Source organism: Armatimonadota bacterium, from assembly GCA_029907255.1.
Classification (GTDB): Bacteria; Armatimonadota; UBA5829; order DTJY01; family DTJY01; genus JAIMAU01.
Genome location: JARYMF010000005.1, coordinates 211,038 through 230,744, shown reverse-complemented (window position 1 = coordinate 230,744; position 19,707 = coordinate 211,038). Strand labels below are relative to the sequence as shown.

General features: G+C 46.6%; 15 protein-coding genes and 1 other annotated feature. Of the genes, 10 read left to right on the top strand and 5 right to left on the bottom strand.

The features are described 5' to 3' along the window. Window positions 1-132: 132 nt before the first annotated feature. Window positions 133-1,200 (bottom strand): alcohol dehydrogenase catalytic domain-containing protein, encoded by a 1,068-nt coding sequence (locus QHH26_06260; protein MDH7481563.1) that lies wholly within the window; start codon window positions 1,198-1,200, stop codon window positions 133-135. A gap of 280 nt (window positions 1,201-1,480) precedes the next feature. Here QHH26_06260 and QHH26_06255 point away from each other — a divergent pair, with 280 nt between their 5' ends. Continuing rightward, window positions 1,481-3,544: a hypothetical protein gene (locus tag QHH26_06255; protein MDH7481562.1), complete on the top strand. Its 2,064-nt coding sequence runs from the start codon at window positions 1,481-1,483 to the stop codon at window positions 3,542-3,544. A 15-nt stretch (window positions 3,545-3,559) separates the two neighbouring features. Here QHH26_06255 and QHH26_06250 read toward each other — a convergent pair whose 3' ends face one another. After that, entirely contained in the window at window positions 3,560-4,921 is a 1,362-nt protein-coding gene (locus QHH26_06250; GenBank protein ID MDH7481561.1) for a tagaturonate epimerase family protein, read from the bottom strand. A gap of 159 nt (window positions 4,922-5,080) precedes the next feature. Between QHH26_06250 and QHH26_06245 the strand changes: the two genes are divergently transcribed. After that, on the top strand, window positions 5,081-8,089 hold the full coding sequence (locus tag QHH26_06245; GenBank protein MDH7481560.1) for a DUF5696 domain-containing protein: 3,009 nt from the start codon (window positions 5,081-5,083) through the stop codon (window positions 8,087-8,089). 131 nt (window positions 8,090-8,220) lie between these two features. Here QHH26_06245 and QHH26_06240 read toward each other — a convergent pair whose 3' ends face one another. The 3 genes from QHH26_06240 to QHH26_06230 form a co-directional block, all read right to left on the bottom strand. Next, entirely contained in the window at window positions 8,221-8,433 is a 213-nt protein-coding gene (locus QHH26_06240; GenBank protein ID MDH7481559.1) for a hypothetical protein, read from the bottom strand. A 107-nt stretch (window positions 8,434-8,540) separates the two neighbouring features. Next, complete coding sequence (locus QHH26_06235) at window positions 8,541-9,185, bottom strand: BadF/BadG/BcrA/BcrD ATPase family protein (GenBank protein ID MDH7481558.1); 645 nt, start codon at window positions 9,183-9,185, stop codon at window positions 8,541-8,543. 86 nt (window positions 9,186-9,271) lie between these two features. Next, entirely contained in the window at window positions 9,272-9,994 is a 723-nt protein-coding gene (locus QHH26_06230; GenBank protein MDH7481557.1) for a hypothetical protein, read from the bottom strand. 129 nt (window positions 9,995-10,123) lie between these two features. Between QHH26_06230 and QHH26_06225 the strand changes: the two genes are divergently transcribed. The 8 genes from QHH26_06225 (at window position 10,124) to ilvD (ending at window position 19,704) form a co-directional block, all read left to right on the top strand. Then, window positions 10,124-10,981, top strand: a complete 858-nt coding sequence (locus QHH26_06225; GenBank protein ID MDH7481556.1) for a sugar phosphate isomerase/epimerase family protein — start codon at window positions 10,124-10,126, stop codon at window positions 10,979-10,981. After that, complete coding sequence (locus tag QHH26_06220) at window positions 10,981-12,582, top strand: peptidylprolyl isomerase (protein MDH7481555.1); 1,602 nt, start codon at window positions 10,981-10,983, stop codon at window positions 12,580-12,582. Before QHH26_06225 ends, QHH26_06220 begins: the two co-directional genes overlap by 1 nt. Before the next feature lie 99 nt (window positions 12,583-12,681). Continuing rightward, on the top strand, window positions 12,682-13,551 hold the full coding sequence (gene rsmI / locus QHH26_06215; GenBank protein ID MDH7481554.1) for a 16S rRNA (cytidine(1402)-2'-O)-methyltransferase: 870 nt from the start codon (window positions 12,682-12,684) through the stop codon (window positions 13,549-13,551). Next, on the top strand, window positions 13,538-14,374 hold the full coding sequence (locus QHH26_06210; protein ID MDH7481553.1) for an Ada metal-binding domain-containing protein: 837 nt from the start codon (window positions 13,538-13,540) through the stop codon (window positions 14,372-14,374). The genes rsmI and QHH26_06210 overlap by 14 nt, the downstream gene beginning before the upstream one ends. Then, entirely contained in the window at window positions 14,371-15,306 is a 936-nt protein-coding gene (locus tag QHH26_06205) for a type II CAAX endopeptidase family protein (protein MDH7481552.1), read from the top strand. The genes QHH26_06210 and QHH26_06205 overlap by 4 nt, the downstream gene beginning before the upstream one ends. A gap of 88 nt (window positions 15,307-15,394) precedes the next feature. Next, complete coding sequence (locus QHH26_06200) at window positions 15,395-16,126, top strand: sugar phosphate nucleotidyltransferase (protein MDH7481551.1); 732 nt, start codon at window positions 15,395-15,397, stop codon at window positions 16,124-16,126. 120 nt (window positions 16,127-16,246) lie between these two features. Continuing rightward, window positions 16,247-17,503 carry an MFS transporter gene (locus QHH26_06195; protein MDH7481550.1) on the top strand — a complete coding sequence of 419 codons (1,257 nt, stop codon included), beginning with the start codon at window positions 16,247-16,249 and terminating at the stop codon, window positions 17,501-17,503. Window positions 17,504-17,628: 125 nt separating this feature from the next. Continuing rightward, window positions 17,629-17,929, top strand: a binding site (T-box leader). A gap of 113 nt (window positions 17,930-18,042) precedes the next feature. Next, window positions 18,043-19,704 carry a dihydroxy-acid dehydratase gene (gene ilvD / locus QHH26_06190; protein MDH7481549.1) on the top strand — a complete coding sequence of 554 codons (1,662 nt, stop codon included), beginning with the start codon at window positions 18,043-18,045 and terminating at the stop codon, window positions 19,702-19,704. The last annotated feature ends 3 nt before the right edge of the window (window positions 19,705-19,707 follow it).

The following is a 19,707-nucleotide window of genomic DNA, read 5'->3' as shown; positions in this document are numbered from 1 at the left end:
TTAATGATTGCAGGCTCTTAACTCCATATTCCTTGCCAAAGTCAATTTCGAAAGGCTAAAACTGAGCATTTTTCGATACCAGCACGTCAAAAACAGTGACCAATGAAACTGTTCACTTAGAGGCAATTTAGGTTATGGATTAATAATTACCTTTATTGCCCCAGATTCTTCTTTTTTGTCGGCAATTTTGAATGCCTCGTCTGCCTGCTCTATTGGAAAACGATGCGTAATGAGCGGTTTTGTTTGAATGCGTCCACTATAGAGAAGCTCAAGGGCAATCGGCCACTCTTCATATTTGAAGTTTGCAGAAGTCATAATCATCCTTTGGCCCGCGGTGAATAAACGGTTGAAATTCTCATTTCGGTCATGAACAGCTAGTTCTATCATTCGCCCACCACGTGCAAGGATTGGAAGCATCTCATCCAGTGGACGCCCTACTGTATCTATAATTATGCGCACTCCAATCCCTTCGGTGGTGTGCATGATTACATCATGTAAGCGTTGAGTTCGCACATTAATGGCTTCATCGGCACCAAGCATTTTGCCAAGTTCGAGATGCCGAGCGTCAATATCGGCGCATATGATTTCTGTCGCGCCATAAGCCCTTAGCACCTGAATTGCCAGAAGGCCGATTACTCCTGTGCCCATTACGAGACAAGTTTCTGCGGCAATTGGTTTTGCAAGTTCAACTGCATGAACGGCAACCCCAAGGGCGTCTAATAAGGTTGCCTCACTGTTGGAGATGTGGTTTGGTAGGGGGAATACATGGGTAGCCCAGACAGGAACATATTCCGCCATACCACCGTAGTAGTAGTTCATATCGCCCCACCCAGCGCCATGACCGAGATGCTTCGTGTTGGGACAAAGCTCACGCTCCCCTCTGCGACACCACCAGCAAGTTTCGCATGCCTTAAAGCACAAAACAGCAACGTTTTTGCCAATTAGGGACCTATCGGCATTTTCTCCAACCTCTTCGACTACGCCAGAGACCTCGTGGCCAGGGATTATGTTTGGCGGATTGGCCCTAGTTTCGCCAAGAGTGTGCTGTGACCATGGATTCTCGCCGTGAAAGTAGCGGATATCGCTTCCGCATATTCCACAGTCGGTTACCCGCACCAATACCTCATCTCTGCCAGGCTTTGGTTTAGGAACGTCCTCAACCACAAGGCGTTCCTTCTCTTTTAGCACAACTGCCTTCATTCAAATTCCTCCTTAAAATTGCTTGGTGCAGTTTGTGTACCTTACGACCATTTCGCCAGAGATGCTTTCATAACCTTTTGTTTGGGGGAAGGGAAAAATTTGAAGCTTTTTAGGTGAAATAATGGTTTCTGTGATTAAATATTTCTCGAAGTTGACACTTTAAACCATTGCTGAGTATACTTTTAAGGGCGGCAGACCTAGAAACCATATGGTGAAGGTGCTGCCGCTCAAATTTGTCCATTTTTCAAACGAACCAAGACTGCTTTAGGAGGAACTCTTTATGTCCATTCAAGACTCAGGGTTGGTAGGTAAGAAAGGTGGAACTTGTTGTTCGTGTTGTGGAGGCGGCTCACTTGATGAAGCATCGCAGGTGATAGTCGACCTGATTCTCGAGCGAGACCCACGGGTTAAGCCAATGATGCCAGGTTGGGCAGTGGAAGTCGCTCGCCAAAAACTCCTTTTCTTCACGAAACCATGTGACTTCCCATCTCGACTTGCCTCCATTGCGCTGGCTTTGGATGAAGCATTTCCTTGTGGAAATCTTGAAACTCGGGCAAACTCAATTGCATTTCTTCTTGGAGTTGCTGATTCCCTTAATTCAATTGTTGAGCTGCACCACAATTTGCAGAACACCAACCTGCATGGCACAGAAATACTCCCTGAGTCTACTGTTGCAACTTGTTACAGTGCGTCGGCAAGACTGCTTGAGGATTGGGAGCAGGCAGATAGCAACGCAGCAAGAGCAGTGCTTGATTACTTCAAAACCGAGGACTTGGCTGTCAATAAAGGGGACAACCTATTCATAGCGTGGGCGAAGGATTGGGAAAAGCGAACGGGCATAGATCCGTATTCTTCGACAGGAGAGTTTCTCAAATGCTTTAAAGAGCTGTACCAACCTTCGACCTATTATGTCAAACTTTTCCTAGCATGGGAAAACGGCGAAACAAAGACTCAGTTCTTCAACGATTATGGGCTGCATGCCGCACGATGCCGAAAAATCGGAAGCCTTGGTGGAACAACTAACCCGGCGATTGCTGTAATGGGCGAAGATGATCTCGACGGCAAAGGGAACATATGGGGTGAGGAAGCGACAAAGTTTATAACGCGCTCTCCAAATAAGTGGCGGGAAGTTCGGAAAATCATAGCCCGCGAGCAAATTGCGAAAGGAGAGGCTGATGACTGGGGCGCAACTGCTTTCACCGAGTGGGTTGTTGTTGATGCAATGCTTGGGCTTAGGTCAATCTTCCTATTGAAAAACCTAGGCCGTGTTGCATTTCAGCTTAGGCCTGATTGGCATTGTGAGGAGAAAAAGCTTGCTTACGCCGGTGGCGAGATATACGCCAGGCTTGGAGAGCGGATGAAAGTATTCGATGATATCCTTTTGGCAGGTGCAGGAGAACCATATGAAAGCATTGCTGCGCCAAGAATAGGCAAGCCTAACAACCATTTCAAGATATCTTGTACATCACAAGTGGCGCTAAACATCGTTCGCGCTTTTAACGCGGGATTCCACCCGGAGTATCCAGATGCTGTCAAAGAGCGAATGTTTACCAATATGACCCTATCTTATGACGTATCACAGATGGTTGCCTCCAGCTTGGCAGTGGAAGAGGGACTAGCAGAATATGAGCGGAGAACTGGCGAGAAAGTTGATGATGGGCAAGGTGGGTCGGTTGTCACAAGTATGATTGGCCGATTCAACGATGCTATTAGATGTTATCGAGTTGAGAAGCTGCTCGCCGCTCTTCCGGATGATTCGAAGTTTAAGACGGAGATAAAACCTGCAGCTGTTAAAGCCTTGACCGACGCTCCGCTGAACACAGAAGAGTTTAAAGCCGAGCTTGCCAAAGCTGGCATTGAGTTTGATCCCGAAGCTGAAGAGGATGCAATTGATCATGCAGGGACGCTTGCGACAAAGCGGGCAGTCATCCACTTGGAGAACAAATGCGGCTTGAAGCGCACGCGATTATTGACCGCCTCGAAGCGGAAATTTCACCAAAACACCGATCTCTTAGATGTTCCGTTCTCGACTGATTTTGGTAATATCCAGCGGATGTGGCTTGATATTCAGAAGTCAGGAGGCTTAGAAATAACCTCTTGGAAGACGCTTTACGAAGGAATGAATCCAGACGGAACGCCAGCTGCAGGTTCGATTTGGGAGAAGCGGTCACACGTGCTTGCGAGAATCTGGCCTGATTGGGTTAAGGCATTTGACCCAGAGGGGGTTGCGCCAGAGGATTACATTAATACTTGCTATGTTCCGCCAACCCTCGAGCAGTTCACGAATTTTTGGTTTGAGAACATAGCCCGAGCAAAGGCTGCGCGAGAAGAAGCCGAGAAGTAATCCCGGGAGTGAGCGTCAGGACTCTGAAGCCCTTATTTTCAGCGTCTTCAGATGTCTTTCTATATGTTCAGCTACTTCCGAGTAGTGTTTTTCTTCATGCATAGAAAGCGTTTTGTATATTTCTTCTCGCTTTTGGTCTAATAATGCTCCATATGAGATATGAAAAAGCTGACGGACGTCTAGCTGTTGCAAAAATGCTCGGATATCATTGGGTAATTCTTTGGGAAAATACTTTAGCTCAACAGAAATTTGGTATGCTTTCTTGCTTTCCTCTAGGTTTTCTAAACACAACATATAAAGCTCTCGGAATAGCGGCAAGTTTACCTCAGAGATTACCTTCACCGCTTGCAGCCAGCTGGTTCCAGATGTCTTTATGTGGAAAGCCCCGTCTATGATTTCGCTGAGGAGTGGGTAAATACTAAACTTATCGCTTCCAGAGTGCAGGCTTAGGCGGTACCCGCCGAGGGAGCGGCAGAGGGTTGCGTGCATGCGTAGTGAGGTAGCGAGTTCCGCCATGTCCCCCTCGAAATCCACACCTTTCTGAAAACGCCCTGGAAATTTGGGTGCAAGACTAGTGAATTCAACGCCGCTTAGATGTAAAAATTCAGCCACGAAATAATGGTCTTCTGGAGTAGTGTCTCTTGGGCATTCATCAATTGAAATTTCAAGGTCGAAGTTTGCAATGTTTTCCTTGATAATTTCATGAAAGTGTTTTACAAGGTTGAGGGCATGCTCATAAATTAAAGCAGAATCTATAAGGCGTTCATTATCAATCTTGTATGCCGTGCAGATGGGCGGTAAATTAAAGGAGTTTGCAACAATCTTTCGACTCAAAGGTGAAAGTTCGGCGGGTGTTCGTCTGGGTGGATAATCCAGCCAATCGCTGATATCCAGTGTATACATGCTGTAACCTGCATCTATTGCTTCCAAAAGCTGTTGTTCGTCTTTTATATGGTCTGCATCCGCTCCCCATTTGCCTGTGTAGCCTGATTCCAGCACGCCAAGGACTGCTTTGAGTAAAACATCCTTAAAGTTGCGGCTAGTTTTGGCAAGTTCCCTTGGTGATTGCTGAGCAATAACGGGGAAAACATCATATTTAGAAAGTACGCTCAAGTGGGCAGCTGAAACCATGCCGAGTCGGTCGCCTGTTCCGAAGGATGTTTTCTTTTCACACGGTGTTGGGGAGAGTGGCAACATTGCTTTCAATTTCTTGTAATTTTCCCATAAAAGTGGAAGTATCTGAAAATCATTTCCTTTTGTGATGCCAACAAATTTTTCATTCTCCTGGCGTGCTACGAAGATTTCAGCGCCGTTGCCGAGACGTCTGATTGACTTTGGGTAGATAAACAGGCCTTTTGCCCTCAAAAAATCTGCCACTTTTTCGCCTCCTGACTACTTAAGTATAGCATGCTGGGAGCATCGCATGAAAGGATACCGTCTGTTAATGTATAATCTACAATTGGAGGTTTGCCAATGCGAACAGCGCTATTATTAATACTAATATTCACAACAACTGCATATGCCCAGGAGGCAAAAATGGACTCAGCATTCAAGCCCACGTGCATCGAAGCCAACATAATTCCAAAGGAGGTGCAGCCTGGCGGGCAGGTATCTGTTACACTCAAGTTCCAAAACACGGGTACCGCATCAGCTAGTGCAAATTACCAGGTCTTTTTGCACTTGGAATCGCAAAAGTCTTGTGACGCAATCATATCGCAGTCTGATCATTTTCCGTCAACTTCCACAACCGCATGGAAGCCTGACCGCGCGATAACCGATGGCCCCTGTATTTTGAACGTTCCTTCAAATGCCAAGGAAGGCACATACTATGTTCATGCTGGAGTGTATGCTTCAAATGGGCAAAGGTTTTGTGATCAGTATGTCGGCGAGATAATTGTTTCAAAGAATGCTTCTGCCAAGAATTACAAGCCTCCTATTATGAGCACCGAAGAGATGCTCCGAAGGCGCAATGCGCTTGCGGGCCACGTTGAATATCCATTGACTATAGAAAATGATAAGTTAGCATTCACAATATCAATGCGGAATGGGGCATGGTTTATTAAGGACAAGGCTACAAAGGAGACCTGGTATTCGAATCCAGAGAAAGCTTGTTTGGGTGAAGTTGAGTTTAAGAAAGGTAATAGTTCGGTTGTTTTTCTTATTGATTCGCTGACTGCAATTGGGGGGAGCGACAGTAAATGTATCCGCCTCCAGTATATACCAGACCTCGAAGGTGATCCGCCCGTATTAAATTTTGAATTCCGATTGACGCAAAGAGGAGGCGTGGAGTTCCGCTATTTCGCTCAAGAGACAAGTTGGAAGGTTGAACGTGTGAGGTTGCTTGACCGAGGCTTATGGGCAACTGATGTTGAGAAAGGGTATTTAGCAATTCCCCATCGTCTGGGCATTATGTTTCCAGCCGGCGAGGGACTGCCTTCTAGAAATGTCTACACGGCTTACAGCAACTATAAATCTTATTCCATGGCGATGTTCGGTGTCGTCAAGAACGACTCGGCAATCCTCGTTCACTGGGATGATCCTTATGTAATTTTGGAAGCAGAGCGCACTTGGCCAGATATACCAACAGTGCCTGCACACGGCATGGTATCGGCATCGCTAACGCTTCGCAAGACGGCAAACTCATTTACAGTCGAAGTCTTGGGCCACGGCGGCTATGCCGAGATTGCGAAAGCATATAGAAGGGTTGCCAAAGATAGAGGGCTCCTCCGAACATGGAAAGAAAAAATCACAGCCAATTCTCAGGTTGAGGCAATATTGGGTGCTGCAGACTTTAAGCCCTTTGTGCTTTCTAGAGTCATGCCAAAAACCAGATGGAATCACACAGATAAGGAAGTGGTTAATGTTCAGTATACTTTTGATGAAGCCGCACAGATTGCTGAGCACCTTAAAAATGACCTCGGTATAGACAGGGCGATGTTTGTTCTCGCCGGATGGATTCGGAGGGGTTATGATAACCAGCACCCAGATATATTGCCAGCGGCTCCAGAATGCGGCGGGAATGAAGGTCTATCTGAGTGTGCAAGAAGAGTTAGAAATCTGGGGTTTCTATTTGGCCTTCACGACAACTATCAGGACATGTACCGAGACTCCCCCTCGTGGGATGAAAGCTATCTGCTTCGCAATCCCGATGGGTCAGTGCGAAAAGGTGGGGTTTGGGCTGGCGGTCAAGCATATATAACATGTTCAAAAAAGGCTATTGAGTTGGCTAAACGTGACCAGAATCTCCCAGCCGTAAAGAAGTTGTTTGAGCCAACCCTTTATTTCATTGATACGACTTTTGCCGCGCCACTGTTAGAATGTTCGGATCCCAGGCATCCGTTGACGCTGATAGACGATATGTACTGGAAACGCAAGCTTTCTGAGTATGCTCGTGAGATGTTTGGCTTATTTGGAAGCGAAGAGGGCCAGGAGTGGGCGGTTCCATGTGCAGACTATTTCGAAGGTCTTATGAGCCATAAGACGCATAGTAATGAGAGTGAGATTATAATTCCCTTATTTGAAATGGTTTATGGGGATTGCATAAACCTTTACACCCATCAGGGTGACCGAGCAACTCCCGGTCGTCCAACGTATATCCTAGACCACATTCTTTATGCCGAAATGCCGATATATGATTTTGGCTCACATCTCTATTTTAAATCCGGGATACCAACCGTCGGCATAGCAAAACCTTTTGTGCATGAATTAAAGCAGATTGGCCCTCGAAAGTTCGAAATCACATATGCTTGGGAAGTAAAAGCTACAGCAAAACGAGATTATAATTGCTTTGTTCATTTTTGTAACTCCGAGGCAGGACAGGCAGAGGGTATTGCTTTCCAAAATGACCATAAACTTCCTGTGCGCCCAACTTCATGGAAACCAGGGGAGACCGTCATTGATGGTCCATATTTAGTAGAGATACCTGAGGGAAAAGAGGGATCGTTTGACATTTTGATTGGCCTTTGGGATGAAACTGGAAGAGTACCGTTGGTTGGTAATGAGAGTGGAAACTTACGCTACACTATCGGTCAGGTAAATTTGTCTTCGGGCAAAATTACTTTTGAAAGAAGCCCAAAGGCAAGGATTAATACGCATTGTTTCTCACAACAAAGCGGTTGGGCGGCGCATCTTAATGCGGTAGATAGATTTATCAAAAATACTTACGAAGTGCTTTCGCCATTAAATCGAATAACTGCCCACATGCCAATGACAAAACATGAGTTTCTTACGCCAGACCGCAAGGTAGAAAAGAGTCAATTTGGTAACGTAACGATTACCGTTAATTACGGCAGCGAACCTTTCAGAACTGGCAACACGGTCCTTCCCCAATATGGCTTTTTGGTCGAAAGTCCCACATTTGTTGCTTTCCATGCCGAGGAATATGGAGGCGTCAAGTTCTCTGCACCCACTATGATCACCGCGGCAAGCTTGGACGGAAAACCAATCGCAAGGTCTAGCAAGATACGTCTGTACCGTGCTTTTGGCGACGAAAAGGTTCGCATAGCCGGACGGGATTTCGAAGTTGAGACAGAAGCGATTTATTGATTTTTGGGTTAACTGGCGCGCAAGAACTTGGGCTGGTGCAATATGCGAAAGAATGTTTGAAACTTTAGGAAACTAGCGGATAGTGATTGAGTTTAATGAAAAGGGCGGGAACTTTACCCGCCCCCTTAGATTTAGAGCTGTGCTGCGCCTGGGCTCTGACTTGGAACGTGCTTATTCTGCGAGTAAGTAGTACAGTCTGCATGATCTTGATGGAAGTTGACCATTATCCCATTGTCAGCGGTGCAGGTAGAGTTTTCATTCCACATGCAGTCCCTAGCCGTGCACGTCATGACTCTGCCTTCATTAGGGTTTTCCATGCTCATTGATGCTTCGCCATATGCCATCGTTGTTCCCTCCTTTGTTGGGACGTTTTGATGTTTTGAATACCCAGTGGCAGATACGAATAAACGTGGTTAAATGAAAGGAAGGGGTTCTTCAGATAAATAAATTTCTAGTACAGCCCTTCCAAGAGAACGTGCCTGCCGAGAGGGACTACTTCGCAATACTTGCTGAGGCTGTCGAGGAAACAATTATTAGCGCATAGGCCGCCTGAAACATAGAGTTTTTCCGGGCGCTGAGCGAAGTTGTATACGTTGAAGGCGATGCCATGGATGAATTGGGCAAGTGCATCTTCTGGCGACCCGCCTCTAATTATGGTATCGAATATTTGCTCAATAGCAAATATACCACAAGTCACGGGAATCTTTTTGTCACTTGCTGGCAAGGTATTGAAGTCTAAATCATAGTACTTTGCCAAAAGTTCAAGGGTAAAGCCAGTGCTCGCACCACATGCTTGATTCCAATCCATTTTCCTGAGCTTTCGACCATTGAAGCGCACGAACTTTGTGTCCCTCGAGCCAATATCGACGACCGTAAAATTTTCTTCTGGTATGAGCTTTAGGCTACCTTGGGCTAAAGCGATTATTTCGTTTTCATATCTATCGGCACGCTCACGCCCCAGGTGTCCTGTGGCGACGGCAAAACGTAGTCGCGGATTCTTCAATATTTGCGAGGTTGGCTTGATAACGATTTTGCCTTCTTCGAGGTTTTTTATTTTACTCCACGAGCTTCCACAATCGGCTATCAGCGTTGGCATGTTACTTTCTCAAATGGATTGGGCATTAACTACCGTGTTGAGGTGCTTACGAGAGCTTTATCTTTGATTTAAATAATCTGGTAATTTCATCCTAGTCGAATGAAAGCAGTTATCTGAGCCACCACGCTGTGGGTCATTGGACCGTCACAGTCAATATAGAGCCCGTTGTATTTTTCGGCTAGGTAGCGTGCAAGCATAGTCTTCGCACAAAATGTTTGGGCGAAAAATACAGTAGGAACGCCCGGGTCAACTTGCATTTCTAAATCGAGATCAGCGGGTACACCGGCTTCTACGCAACGCGTCCATCCGTAGACGTGTGTTGTATCGGGAAATAGGTCCAGCAACCGCATATCATGGGGTGGCACCCCCCAAAATCCATGCGTTGGTTTCACTGGCGAAAAGACCCTGCGATTTGGCTTGCAAACTGAGTCCATGATTCTATTAACTTTCTCACGTAAAGGAAGACCCGATGTAGCGATTGTAATTGGTCTGCGTTCCATGTTTGGGTTTCGCACTTCAAAGACTGTAAAGCCCAAGTCCTTTAGCATTAGCGCTGCAAACCTTCCGCCGTCACATTTATCTTCACCAACGGCCGCGATAATAAAACGCAGGCGGTCGCGGAGATGGAGTGCGTTGTCTACTATATTGGTAATAATTTGGCAGTATGCGTCAGGCACCAAGTGGCTCGGCGGAGCGCCAAGGTCAACGTCGAGATCAATAAATTCATCATATGGATGTTTTCGCGATGCCTGGGCAATGACTTCCCTTGGGGGACATCCCCAATATCCAATTAGCATTGACTTTGCCATTTGACTTTCAATTCAGAATATCATAAACAATCCCTGGTGTCCAGAATCTTACCACTAGGAATGTGTACGGCTTGACAAAAGATGGCTGTTCTCCTATGATTGTGAAGATCTTAGTATCAGGGGGTATGCGTGAAACTAACGGCAATTACAGACGAGATTTCGCAGGATTTTGATCACGCCCTCACTGTGCTTCAAGAATACGGCGTCCAAAGCGCAGAGCTTCGGGGGCTGTGGGATGTAAATATAGTCGACCTTTCGAAAGATCAAGTCGAGAAAGCGAAAAGGATTCTCGACGACAAAGGTATGTCGGTATGTTGTATTGCCTCGCCGCTTTTCAAATGCGACCTTTGGGAGACCTCAGCCGAAGCTACGGGACCCACGCACTTGGCAAAAGAGCGCTCAATAGCAGATCAAATGGCGCTACTGAACCACTGTGCGGAGCTTGCGCACTTTTTTGGCACGAAACTAATTCGCGTATTTTCTTTCTGGCGGCGCGGCGAGCTTACCAAAGAAATAGAAGATCGGATAATCCAAGAATTAGGCAACGCCGCAGAGAGCGCGCAAAGGCTTGGAGTAATCCTTGCTTTGGAAAATGAACATTCGTGCTTTTTGGGAACCGGCGAAGAAGTAGCCCGCGTAATCAAAGCTGTAGGATCACCTGCTCTCCAAGCTGTTTGGGATCCAGGCAATTCATTTTGCGCAGGTGAAATTCCTTATCCCAATGGTTATGAGGCAATTAAGCCTTATATTGTTCACATCCACGTTAAGGATGCCGTTAAACTAAATGGCAAGCCAAAATTTGTTGTGATGGGAACGGGCGAGATTGATTATTCTGGGCAATTCAAAGCCTTAAAAGATGATAATTACAAGGGATATATATCCCTCGAAACTCACTATCGTCCTGCCAGCGGTTCAGCCGAGGAGGGCTCCAGGGAATGCTTGGAGTACCTCAAGCGTGTGGTGGCAGATTTTTGTGGAGGAAGCTAATGTCATTAGTTCGCATGCGCAAGAAATTCCATGGCTATTCCAAGCACATAATGTGGGCGTTGGCTATAGTCTTTGCAGTCGGATTTGCTGCGATTAGCATACCCGGCGGCAGAGTTCCTGAGAGAACAGATAGCGTACTTTCCGGTGTTGTAGCAACGGTTAATGGGGAGAAACTGGACAGACAGGCATACGAAATGCGAGTAAGGGCGCAAATAGACCCAATTCAGGAGACTCGCCCAGTAAGCGCCATCGAGGAATCCCAGATTCGCGGCCAGGTATTTGATACTATGGTAGATGAAATGCTGAAATTGCAGGCTGCGAAAAAAGAGCGTATCAAAGTTTCTCGAGGCGAAGTAAACCGGCAAATAGACCAGATTGTAGAACAGCGGTTACAACAAATTAAAAGTTCCTTGCTCAGCGGAAGGAGAACAAAACAAACCGATGAAGCATTTGAGCAGGAACTTCGAAAACGCGATCCGTCCATGAGCATTAAAAAGCTGAGGGCGGAAATCCGTAAGTCAATCGATCCGGAAACTGTGCGCAATTACCTCATAATGGACAAGCTGTCCAAGAAGATTCGAGAGAAGGTTGATACTAGCGACCGCGCACTGCGCCAAAGCTTTGAGCAAGTGAAACTCAGGCAAATAACGATATCTGCTTCCGGCCGCTCTCAGGTGCAGGCAGAGCAATTGGCTCGAGACCTGGTTGCAAAACTTCGAGCTGGTGGGGACTTTGCGGCGCTTGCCAAGGCGAACTCCCAAGACTATTACAAAACCGCTGGTGGCGACGTCGGATGGGTGTCGAAACAGATGCTTCCTAGAGAAGTAGGCGATGTGGCGTTTAAGTTGAGAGAGGGCGAGGTTTCCGACCCAATAAAAACTGGCGGCGAGTATGTGATAATTAAGGTGGAAGGCAGAAGGAGCACCATGCCAGCAGATTTAAAGGACCCCAAGAAAATGGCTGAATACCGCCGCATGTTCGTCCAGCAGGAGCAAAACAAAGCAGAATACTTATATTATGCTGACCTTCGAAAAAAAGCCCAAATTACAATCAATGATCCCGAGCTAAGAGGCTATACGATTGCACAGGCAGTAATGATGTCATTTGGACAGGCTAATCCTGCCGAGCAGAAGAGCAAAATTGAGACTGCAATTAAGGAATACAGAACTGCGGTTGCTTCTGCTGGAGACAGAACGGACATCAAAGCGAGATGTTATGTGCAAATCGCTCAGCTCCTTACCGCGCTTAGGAATTTTGCATCTAATCCCGAGGAAATAAAGAAGTATAAGACTCAAACAATTGAAGCACTCGAAGATGCTTTGAATTATACTGAGTCTACCGATATCCGTTTGTCTTTGGGTAAACTATATATTGACGCTGGCAAACCAAACAAAGCTGTCGAACATCTGGAAATTGCATCAGAGAATGCGTATGACGATTATAGTACGCACGAGCAGTTAATTGAGCTTTATAAGAAAATAAAGAGAGCAGATCTCGTTGCTAAAGAACAAAAGTGGCTGAGCGAGAACAAGGAATTAGCACAGCCGCAAGCCGGACAAACGATACCCGTGTCGGGAGGCGAAATTCCGGCTGGAAGGTAGCAAGCTGTCTCTTTTAAATAAAAAGGTCTTCAGAGTCGGGGGTCTCCAAAATGGTAATATTCGGCGACCCCCTTTTAAGTCAAAAGGTGGACAAGCCAAATGGAGCAAAGTGGCAAGCAGTCGCCCGGGACACTTTATGTGGTTGCCACTCCAATCGGAAACCTTGCGGACATTACTCTTCGCGCACTCGCTATCCTCAAGGAAGTTGACCTTATAGCAGCAGAAGATACAAGAGTAACCCAAAAGCTCCTCAGTCGCTACGGCATAGATACTCCCACTACTCCCTACCATCAGCATAGCCTCGGGAAAAAAGCAGAAAGATTGACGGAACTTCTTAAGGAAGGCAAGAACATTGCCCTTGTTTCGGATGCAGGAACGCCTGGTATCTCCGACCCGGGTTGCGAAATAATCAATCTAGCTATTAAGAACGAAGTTCCAGTGGTTGCTATTCCAGGACCAAATGCAATAATCACTGCCCTTGTAGTTTCCGGACTGCCAACTAGGAGGTTTGCATTCGATGGCTTCCCTCCCAGGAAGTCAGGCGAACGCCGAACATTTTTCACATCTCTCAAAGATGAACGAAGAACAATGGTTTTCTACGAATCCCCAAACCGGTTGCTACCTACTTTAAAGGAAATGCTTGATGTTTTCGGCGACCGCCGCATCGCGGTTGTCCGCGAAGCAACTAAAAAGTTCGAAGAGGTGCATCGCGGAACAATTAGCTCTGCAATTGCAAGGTTTACTGAGGTAAAAGCAAAAGGCGAAATAACGATTGTTGTCGCCGGTTGTGCCGAGGGACAGACAGGTGAGGCTGGGAAAGTGGAGGAGGAATTAAGGTGCCTTCTTGCCGAAGGTATGTCTGAGCGCGATGCAGTTAGGGAATTGGCGCTGAAGTTTCCGCTTCCCAAAAAAGAAATATACCGACGGATGATTCAGGTAAAAAAGGAGCTAAGTGGTGATCAAAACTAGACTATTTCTATTCATGGCAGTAGTAATCGTACTAGCTACTACACATTGTGCGGCGGTTGAGACAGGTAAGCAAGCAGACTTCACGCAGGTGGTAATCAAAAAGGCAATCGAATTTCTGCCGCAGGATATCAGCTCGAAACTCAAACCTATTGAAAAAGATATAATCTCGACTGCTAGGCCAAAATATACCAAAGATAAGCAGTCATCTTCTGAGTTATCGTACTTCGTTTCCAAAAAGGAAGGCTCTGCGCCTGATGTATTTGCTGAGACTTTTCGTCAGGCTAGGAAAAGTATAGGTGAGGGAAAACCTATCTCTGCTCAGGTGGGAGTTTTGGGGAAACTTGCTGAGTGTATTATAGCATTATCTCAGCCCTATCACTCTGATGAAGTTGCGTTTAAAAGTCCAAAGCATGTTGAGTTCGAAAAGAAACTTGACATAATAAGCTCCTCCATGGTTGCAAAGTCAGAAGGAGGTCAAAGAGTTGATAATCCATCTAGTTTCGCGGTCCAGATTGCACAAAAAGCAAATGAAGAGCTGAAGAAACTTTCAAAGGCTGAGGATGGGAAATCGGACGCATCGGAAGAGGTAGGTTCTAGAATATTCTCATTGGCTGCAAACAGCTTAGCCTCCACATGGTGTACGCTTTTAGCAAAGCCGAACGAAACAGAGAATTTTGGGAACTATGTTGGAAACAAGCGGAGCCTGAAATTTCATCGACAGGACTGTCGATATCTTCCGGCAGAGAAAAACCGTATTTATTTCAAAACGCGGGAAGAAGCAATAAACGAAGGATATGTGCCTTGTAAGGTATGCAAACCATGAGCGAAACTGAATTACCTGTAAGCGAAATCGAAGGTAGAATTGAGGAACGTCCTCCAAGATATGTATTTGAGCCCATAGTAAGGCTAATGTTATATCTGTTCACAATTGGGGTGGGCTTAGTACTGGTAGGTTTTGCTATTGCCCCTTTTATTTTTGCTTTCAAAATAAAAGTCACGGACGTCTTTGATTTTCAGAGCAACTTGCCTCTTATGACTATTTATTACATATCAGCGACGTTTGCTGTTCTACTTATATCATTTGGCTTTATCTTATTCGTTGATAAGCTGCCTGCAGAAGCACTTGGCTTCAATTTTAGAGAAAAATGGGTAAGGGAGTTGTTATTAGGTATTTCCATAGGTGCTCTTGCGACCAGCTTTATATTTATTATTTCATACGTCATGGGTTGGGTAAGAGTAACAGGCTTTATTTTCGAAAAGCCTCCTGCCAAAATTTTGTCCACCCTTTTGCTCACCATCCTACTGATGGCTTCAATTGCGGTTGTTGAGGAAACAATGGTTCGAGGGTATGTGCTTCGAACGCTTAAATGGGGCTATGGTGCGTTTTCAGCTCTTATTATAAGCTCGGCGTTCTTCTCAATGCTTCATTTTCTTAATCCTGGAGCTACTTTGTTCGGCTTTTTGGGCACAATGGCAGCAGGCATTGTTCTCGGTTATGGATATTTGGCAACAGGCCGCTTGTGGCTCCCAATAGGATTTCACTTCGGCTGGAATTTTTTCCTAGGCCCTGTGTTCGGTTTCCCAGTTAGTGGAATTGAGTTCGATAGTTGGATTGAGCAGATAAGAACGGCAAATACCCTTTGGTTAGGCGGAGATTTCGGTCCCGAGGCCGGGCTTCTTTCTTTCATAGCCCTGCTACTCTCGGCTGTTGCCATTCGATGGTTCACCAAGAAGTCCGAGAAAGCACGATCGTAGTGTAAATTATGCCATTTGACACCGTCCCTCGAGGGTTGCTATAATTGCCCTGGCTTGTGACCAACTCTTAGGGGGTGGCTAGTTATCCATGAAAGGTGTAGTTCTCGCCGGCGGCCTTGGTACACGTCTTTATCCACTCACATATGCAACTAACAAGCATTTGCTGCCTGTCTTTGATAAGCCAATGATTTTTTATCCAATCCAAACGCTTGTCAAAGCGGGCATAACAGAAGTAATGGTAGTCACAGGCGGGCCTCATGCAGGTGACTTCCTTAGCGTACTCCAAAATGGCGAACAGCTTGGATTGAGACACCTTGAATATGCATACCAAGCTAAGGAAGGCGGTATTGCGGAGGCGCTTTCGTTATGTGAAGATTTTGCCGACGGCGGAAGCATAACTGTAATTCTTGGAGACAATACAACCGATGCTGATATTGGCCCGGCAGTAAGGTCATTTAAACAGGGCGCACGAATATTCCTAAAGCGAGTACCCGACCCTGAGCGGTTTGGTGTCCCAGTTTTTGGCGAAGGCGGCAGGATTATTGCAATCGAGGAAAAGCCAAAACAACCAAAGTCCGATTTTGCCGTTACAGGGCTATATATCTACGATAGTCAGGTTTTTGAATTCATTCGAAAATGTAAGCCCTCGGCACGCGGCGAGCTTGAAATTACGGATGTAAACAATTTATACATAAAAGCTGGCCAGCTGGATTGGGTTGAGCTTGAAGGTTTTTGGAGCGACGCTGGCACTTTTGAAAGCTTGTATCGCACTAACAAATTCTGGGCAGAAAAAGCACTCAAGGAAAAAGGGAAAACTTAAATTTGGGTGGTATTTCTCCGCTGTCTGCTGCCAGTCATCAGTTCCCCTATTGACTCTTAACCTATGAGTCTTGTATTCTAAGCTTGCTTAATCGTTTAACCGGCATTTGGAGGGTCTCCCATGAAGCACCTGCGCTGGCATATCGCCGGAATGCTAATGCTTGTAACAACAATCAACTATTTGGACCGCAACTCGCTTTCTGTAGCACAAGTGGAACTCGACCGCCATTTCCATATGAGCAACACGGACTATGGATATATCACCTTTGCCTTCTTGATAGCCTACGGAATTATGCACCCATTTATGGGCAGAATCATAGACTGGCTCACAACTAGGCGTGGAATGGCAATTGCGGTTACATGGTGGTCCATAGCAAATATTGCCCATGCATTTGCAGGCAGTGTATTTTCCTTTGCTTGTTTGAGAGCGCTGTTGGGGATAGGAGAAGCAGGCAACTTCCCCGGCGCAGCAAAAGCAGTTGCAGAATGGTTCCCTCCTAAGGAGCGAGCGGTTGCAACAGGCATCTTCAATCTTGGTGCAGGATTAGGCGCGGCAATTGCTCCGCCGTTGGTCGGAGCACTTATCATTGCTTTCGGCTGGAGAGCCGCATTTATAGCGACAGGTTTAATTGGCTTTGTTTGGCTGTTTTTTTGGCTTCTCCTATATCAGCAACCAGAAAAGAACCGCTTACTTACAAAAGAGGAGCTGGCGTATATTAGAAGCGGACAGGCAGAGGAAAAGGTAGAAGACGTTGCACAGCACGGAATTTGGAAAGAGGTGCTTTCTCGAAAGGAACTTTGGGCGCTTATCGCGGCTAGGACTCTGACCGACCCCGTGTGGCTCTTTTTTACCATGTGGCTACCAAAATATTTCAAGGCTGAACGGGGTTTTGACATAAAGCAAATCGCAATGTTTGTCTGGATACCATTTTTTGCCGCGGACGTGGGAAGCATTGTAGGTGGTGGAATCTCGGCTTACTTTATCAAGCGAGGGTGGCCAGTACTCACCGCTCGGAAAGTTGCTCTCCTTCTCAGCGCGGCGCTGATGCCAATGGTAATTCCTGCCGTATTTGTCGAAAGCTGGAAGTGGGCGCTTGTTTTTGTGTCCATACCACCATTTGCGCACCAGAGTTGGGCGGCAAGCGTGCTTACTTTGCCTGGCGACCTTTTCTCAAAACGAATGGTGGCATCAGCATACGGCATCTCGGGAACCTTGGGAATTCTTGCTGGCGGAGTTGTTATGATACTTGTTGGCAAAATTGTAGATTTCGGAAGTTACATGCCAATTTTTGTCGCCGCCGGCTTTATGCATTTGATTGCTGCAGGGATTATCTTTGCGCTAATTCGGCAGCGAAAAGTTAACCCAATTCCAACATAATTTTGTGCTTCCTATAATAACCCCCACCAACTGAATGCTGCCTCAAATGTTTTAAGGCAAATTTAAGTATGGAAAACTTGACTCTATTTTTGTAATGTGTTATTATGCTCAGACAACTACATTTTGTAAACGCGTTGAAGAGGCTAGTAGACAGAATGGGGCCGTTTCAGAGAGTTGCCGGATGGTGCGAGGTAACGCGGGCGTCTGTCGAATCTCACCTCGGAGCATGAGAGCCGAAAACCGTATGGGCCGAATGGAAGAAATGAGTCGAACATTCTTCCATTTCGCCCGCCGGGCTAAGTAAGTTCTCACGGTTGGCGGCCGTTATCCTGCTAAGAGCGGGCCAAGCAGCTTCACCTTCAATTATAGAAGCGCTTTGGTCAAACCAGGGTGGTACCGCGTGAGAGTTAGCCTCTCGTCCCTTTGGGCCGAGAGGCGTTTGTGCAAATTTAAACCAAGTTGAATTTCACTTGAGTTTACCAAGTTTTAATGACAATCTATATAAAAGCAACAGATAACGATTTTAAGAGGTGACAAGCGTGAGAAGCGATGCCGTGAAAAAGGGATTGGAGCGTGCTCCCCACAGAATGCTATTTTATGCCGACGGGTTGACAAAGGAGGAAATGGCAAGGCCGTTTATTGGAGTTGTAAACTCGGCTAACGAAATTGTGCCTGGCCATATCCATCTGGATAAAATCGCAGAGGCCGTTAAGGCTGGCATCCGAATGGCAGGTGGAACTCCGCTCGAGTTCGGCATGATAGGAATCTGCGATGGGATTGCGATGGGACACGAAGGGATGAAATACTCCCTGGCAAGCAGAGAGCTTATTGCAGACTCGGTAGAATCAATGACAATTGCGCATGGTTTGGATGCGCTTGTACTCATTCCAAACTGCGACAAGATTATACCGGGAATGCTAATGGCGGCTGCACGGCTGAATATTCCAGCGATAGTAATAAGTGGCGGACCAATGCTCGCAGGCTTCTATAAGGGCGAGGCGATATCTTTCACAAAGGTTATGGAAGGTGTCGGCGCAGTTGCAAGCGGCAAAATGACGGAGGAGGAGCTGGCACAAATTGAAGAGGTTGCTTGCCCTGGCTGTGGTTCATGTGCTGGAATGTTCACGGCAAACTCAATGAACTGTCTGACAGAAGCTCTTGGGATGGGGCTTCCAGGGAATGGCACAATACCGGCAGTAGCTTCCGCACGCATTCGCTTGGCAAAGCAGGCGGGCATGGCAATTATGAACCTCCTTGAGAAGCAAATCAAGCCTCGAGATATTATGACAAAGGATGCGTTCGAGAATGCAATTGCAGTTGATATGGCACTTGGTTGTTCGACAAACACCGTGCTCCACGTGCTTGCAATTGCCAATGAGGCCCGCGTTAAACTCGATCTCGATGATTTCAATAAGCTAAGTGCACGAACACCGCACCTCTGTAGTCTCAGCCCTGCTGGGAAGCATCATCTGGAAGACTTGGACCAAGCTGGCGGAATACCTGCGGTCATGAATGAACTCCTTAAAAATGGCTTACTTCCATCGCCAGATAACATAACGGTGACCGGCAAGACTGTCCGAGAAAATATAAGTAAGCGTGAAATCCTGCGGCCTGACGTAATACGTTCTGTCGCAAGTCCATATCACGCAGAAGGAGGTTTAGCCATCCTGCGAGGCAATATTGCCCAGGATGGTGCGGTTGTAAAGCAGTCCGCTGTTGCGCCTGAAGTGCTTAAATTCTCCGGCCCAGCAGTTGTTTTCGATTCGGAGGACGCGGCGACTTCAGCAATTCTTAGTGGCAAGCTTCCTAAAGGCTCGGTTATTGTGGTTCGATATGAAGGGCCGAAAGGTGGACCAGGGATGCGCGAAATGCTTTTCCCAACAGCTGCTGTTGTAGGCATGGGGCTTGAGACTGAGATGGCGCTCATAACTGACGGGCGATTCTCTGGTGCATCGAAAGGGTGTTCTATTGGTCACATCTCCCCCGAAGCAGCTGAGGGCGGCAATATCGCTTTGTTGAAAGATGGCGACATCATCGACATAGACATCCCAGCCAAAACAATCAATGTTCGATTATCTGATGAAGAGCTGGCGAAGAGGCGTGCATCATGGACTGCCCCTGAGCCAAAAGTGAAAGAAGGATATCTCGCTCGATATGCCCGGTATGTGACATCTGCCGGCACTGGAGCGATTGTGAAATAGGAC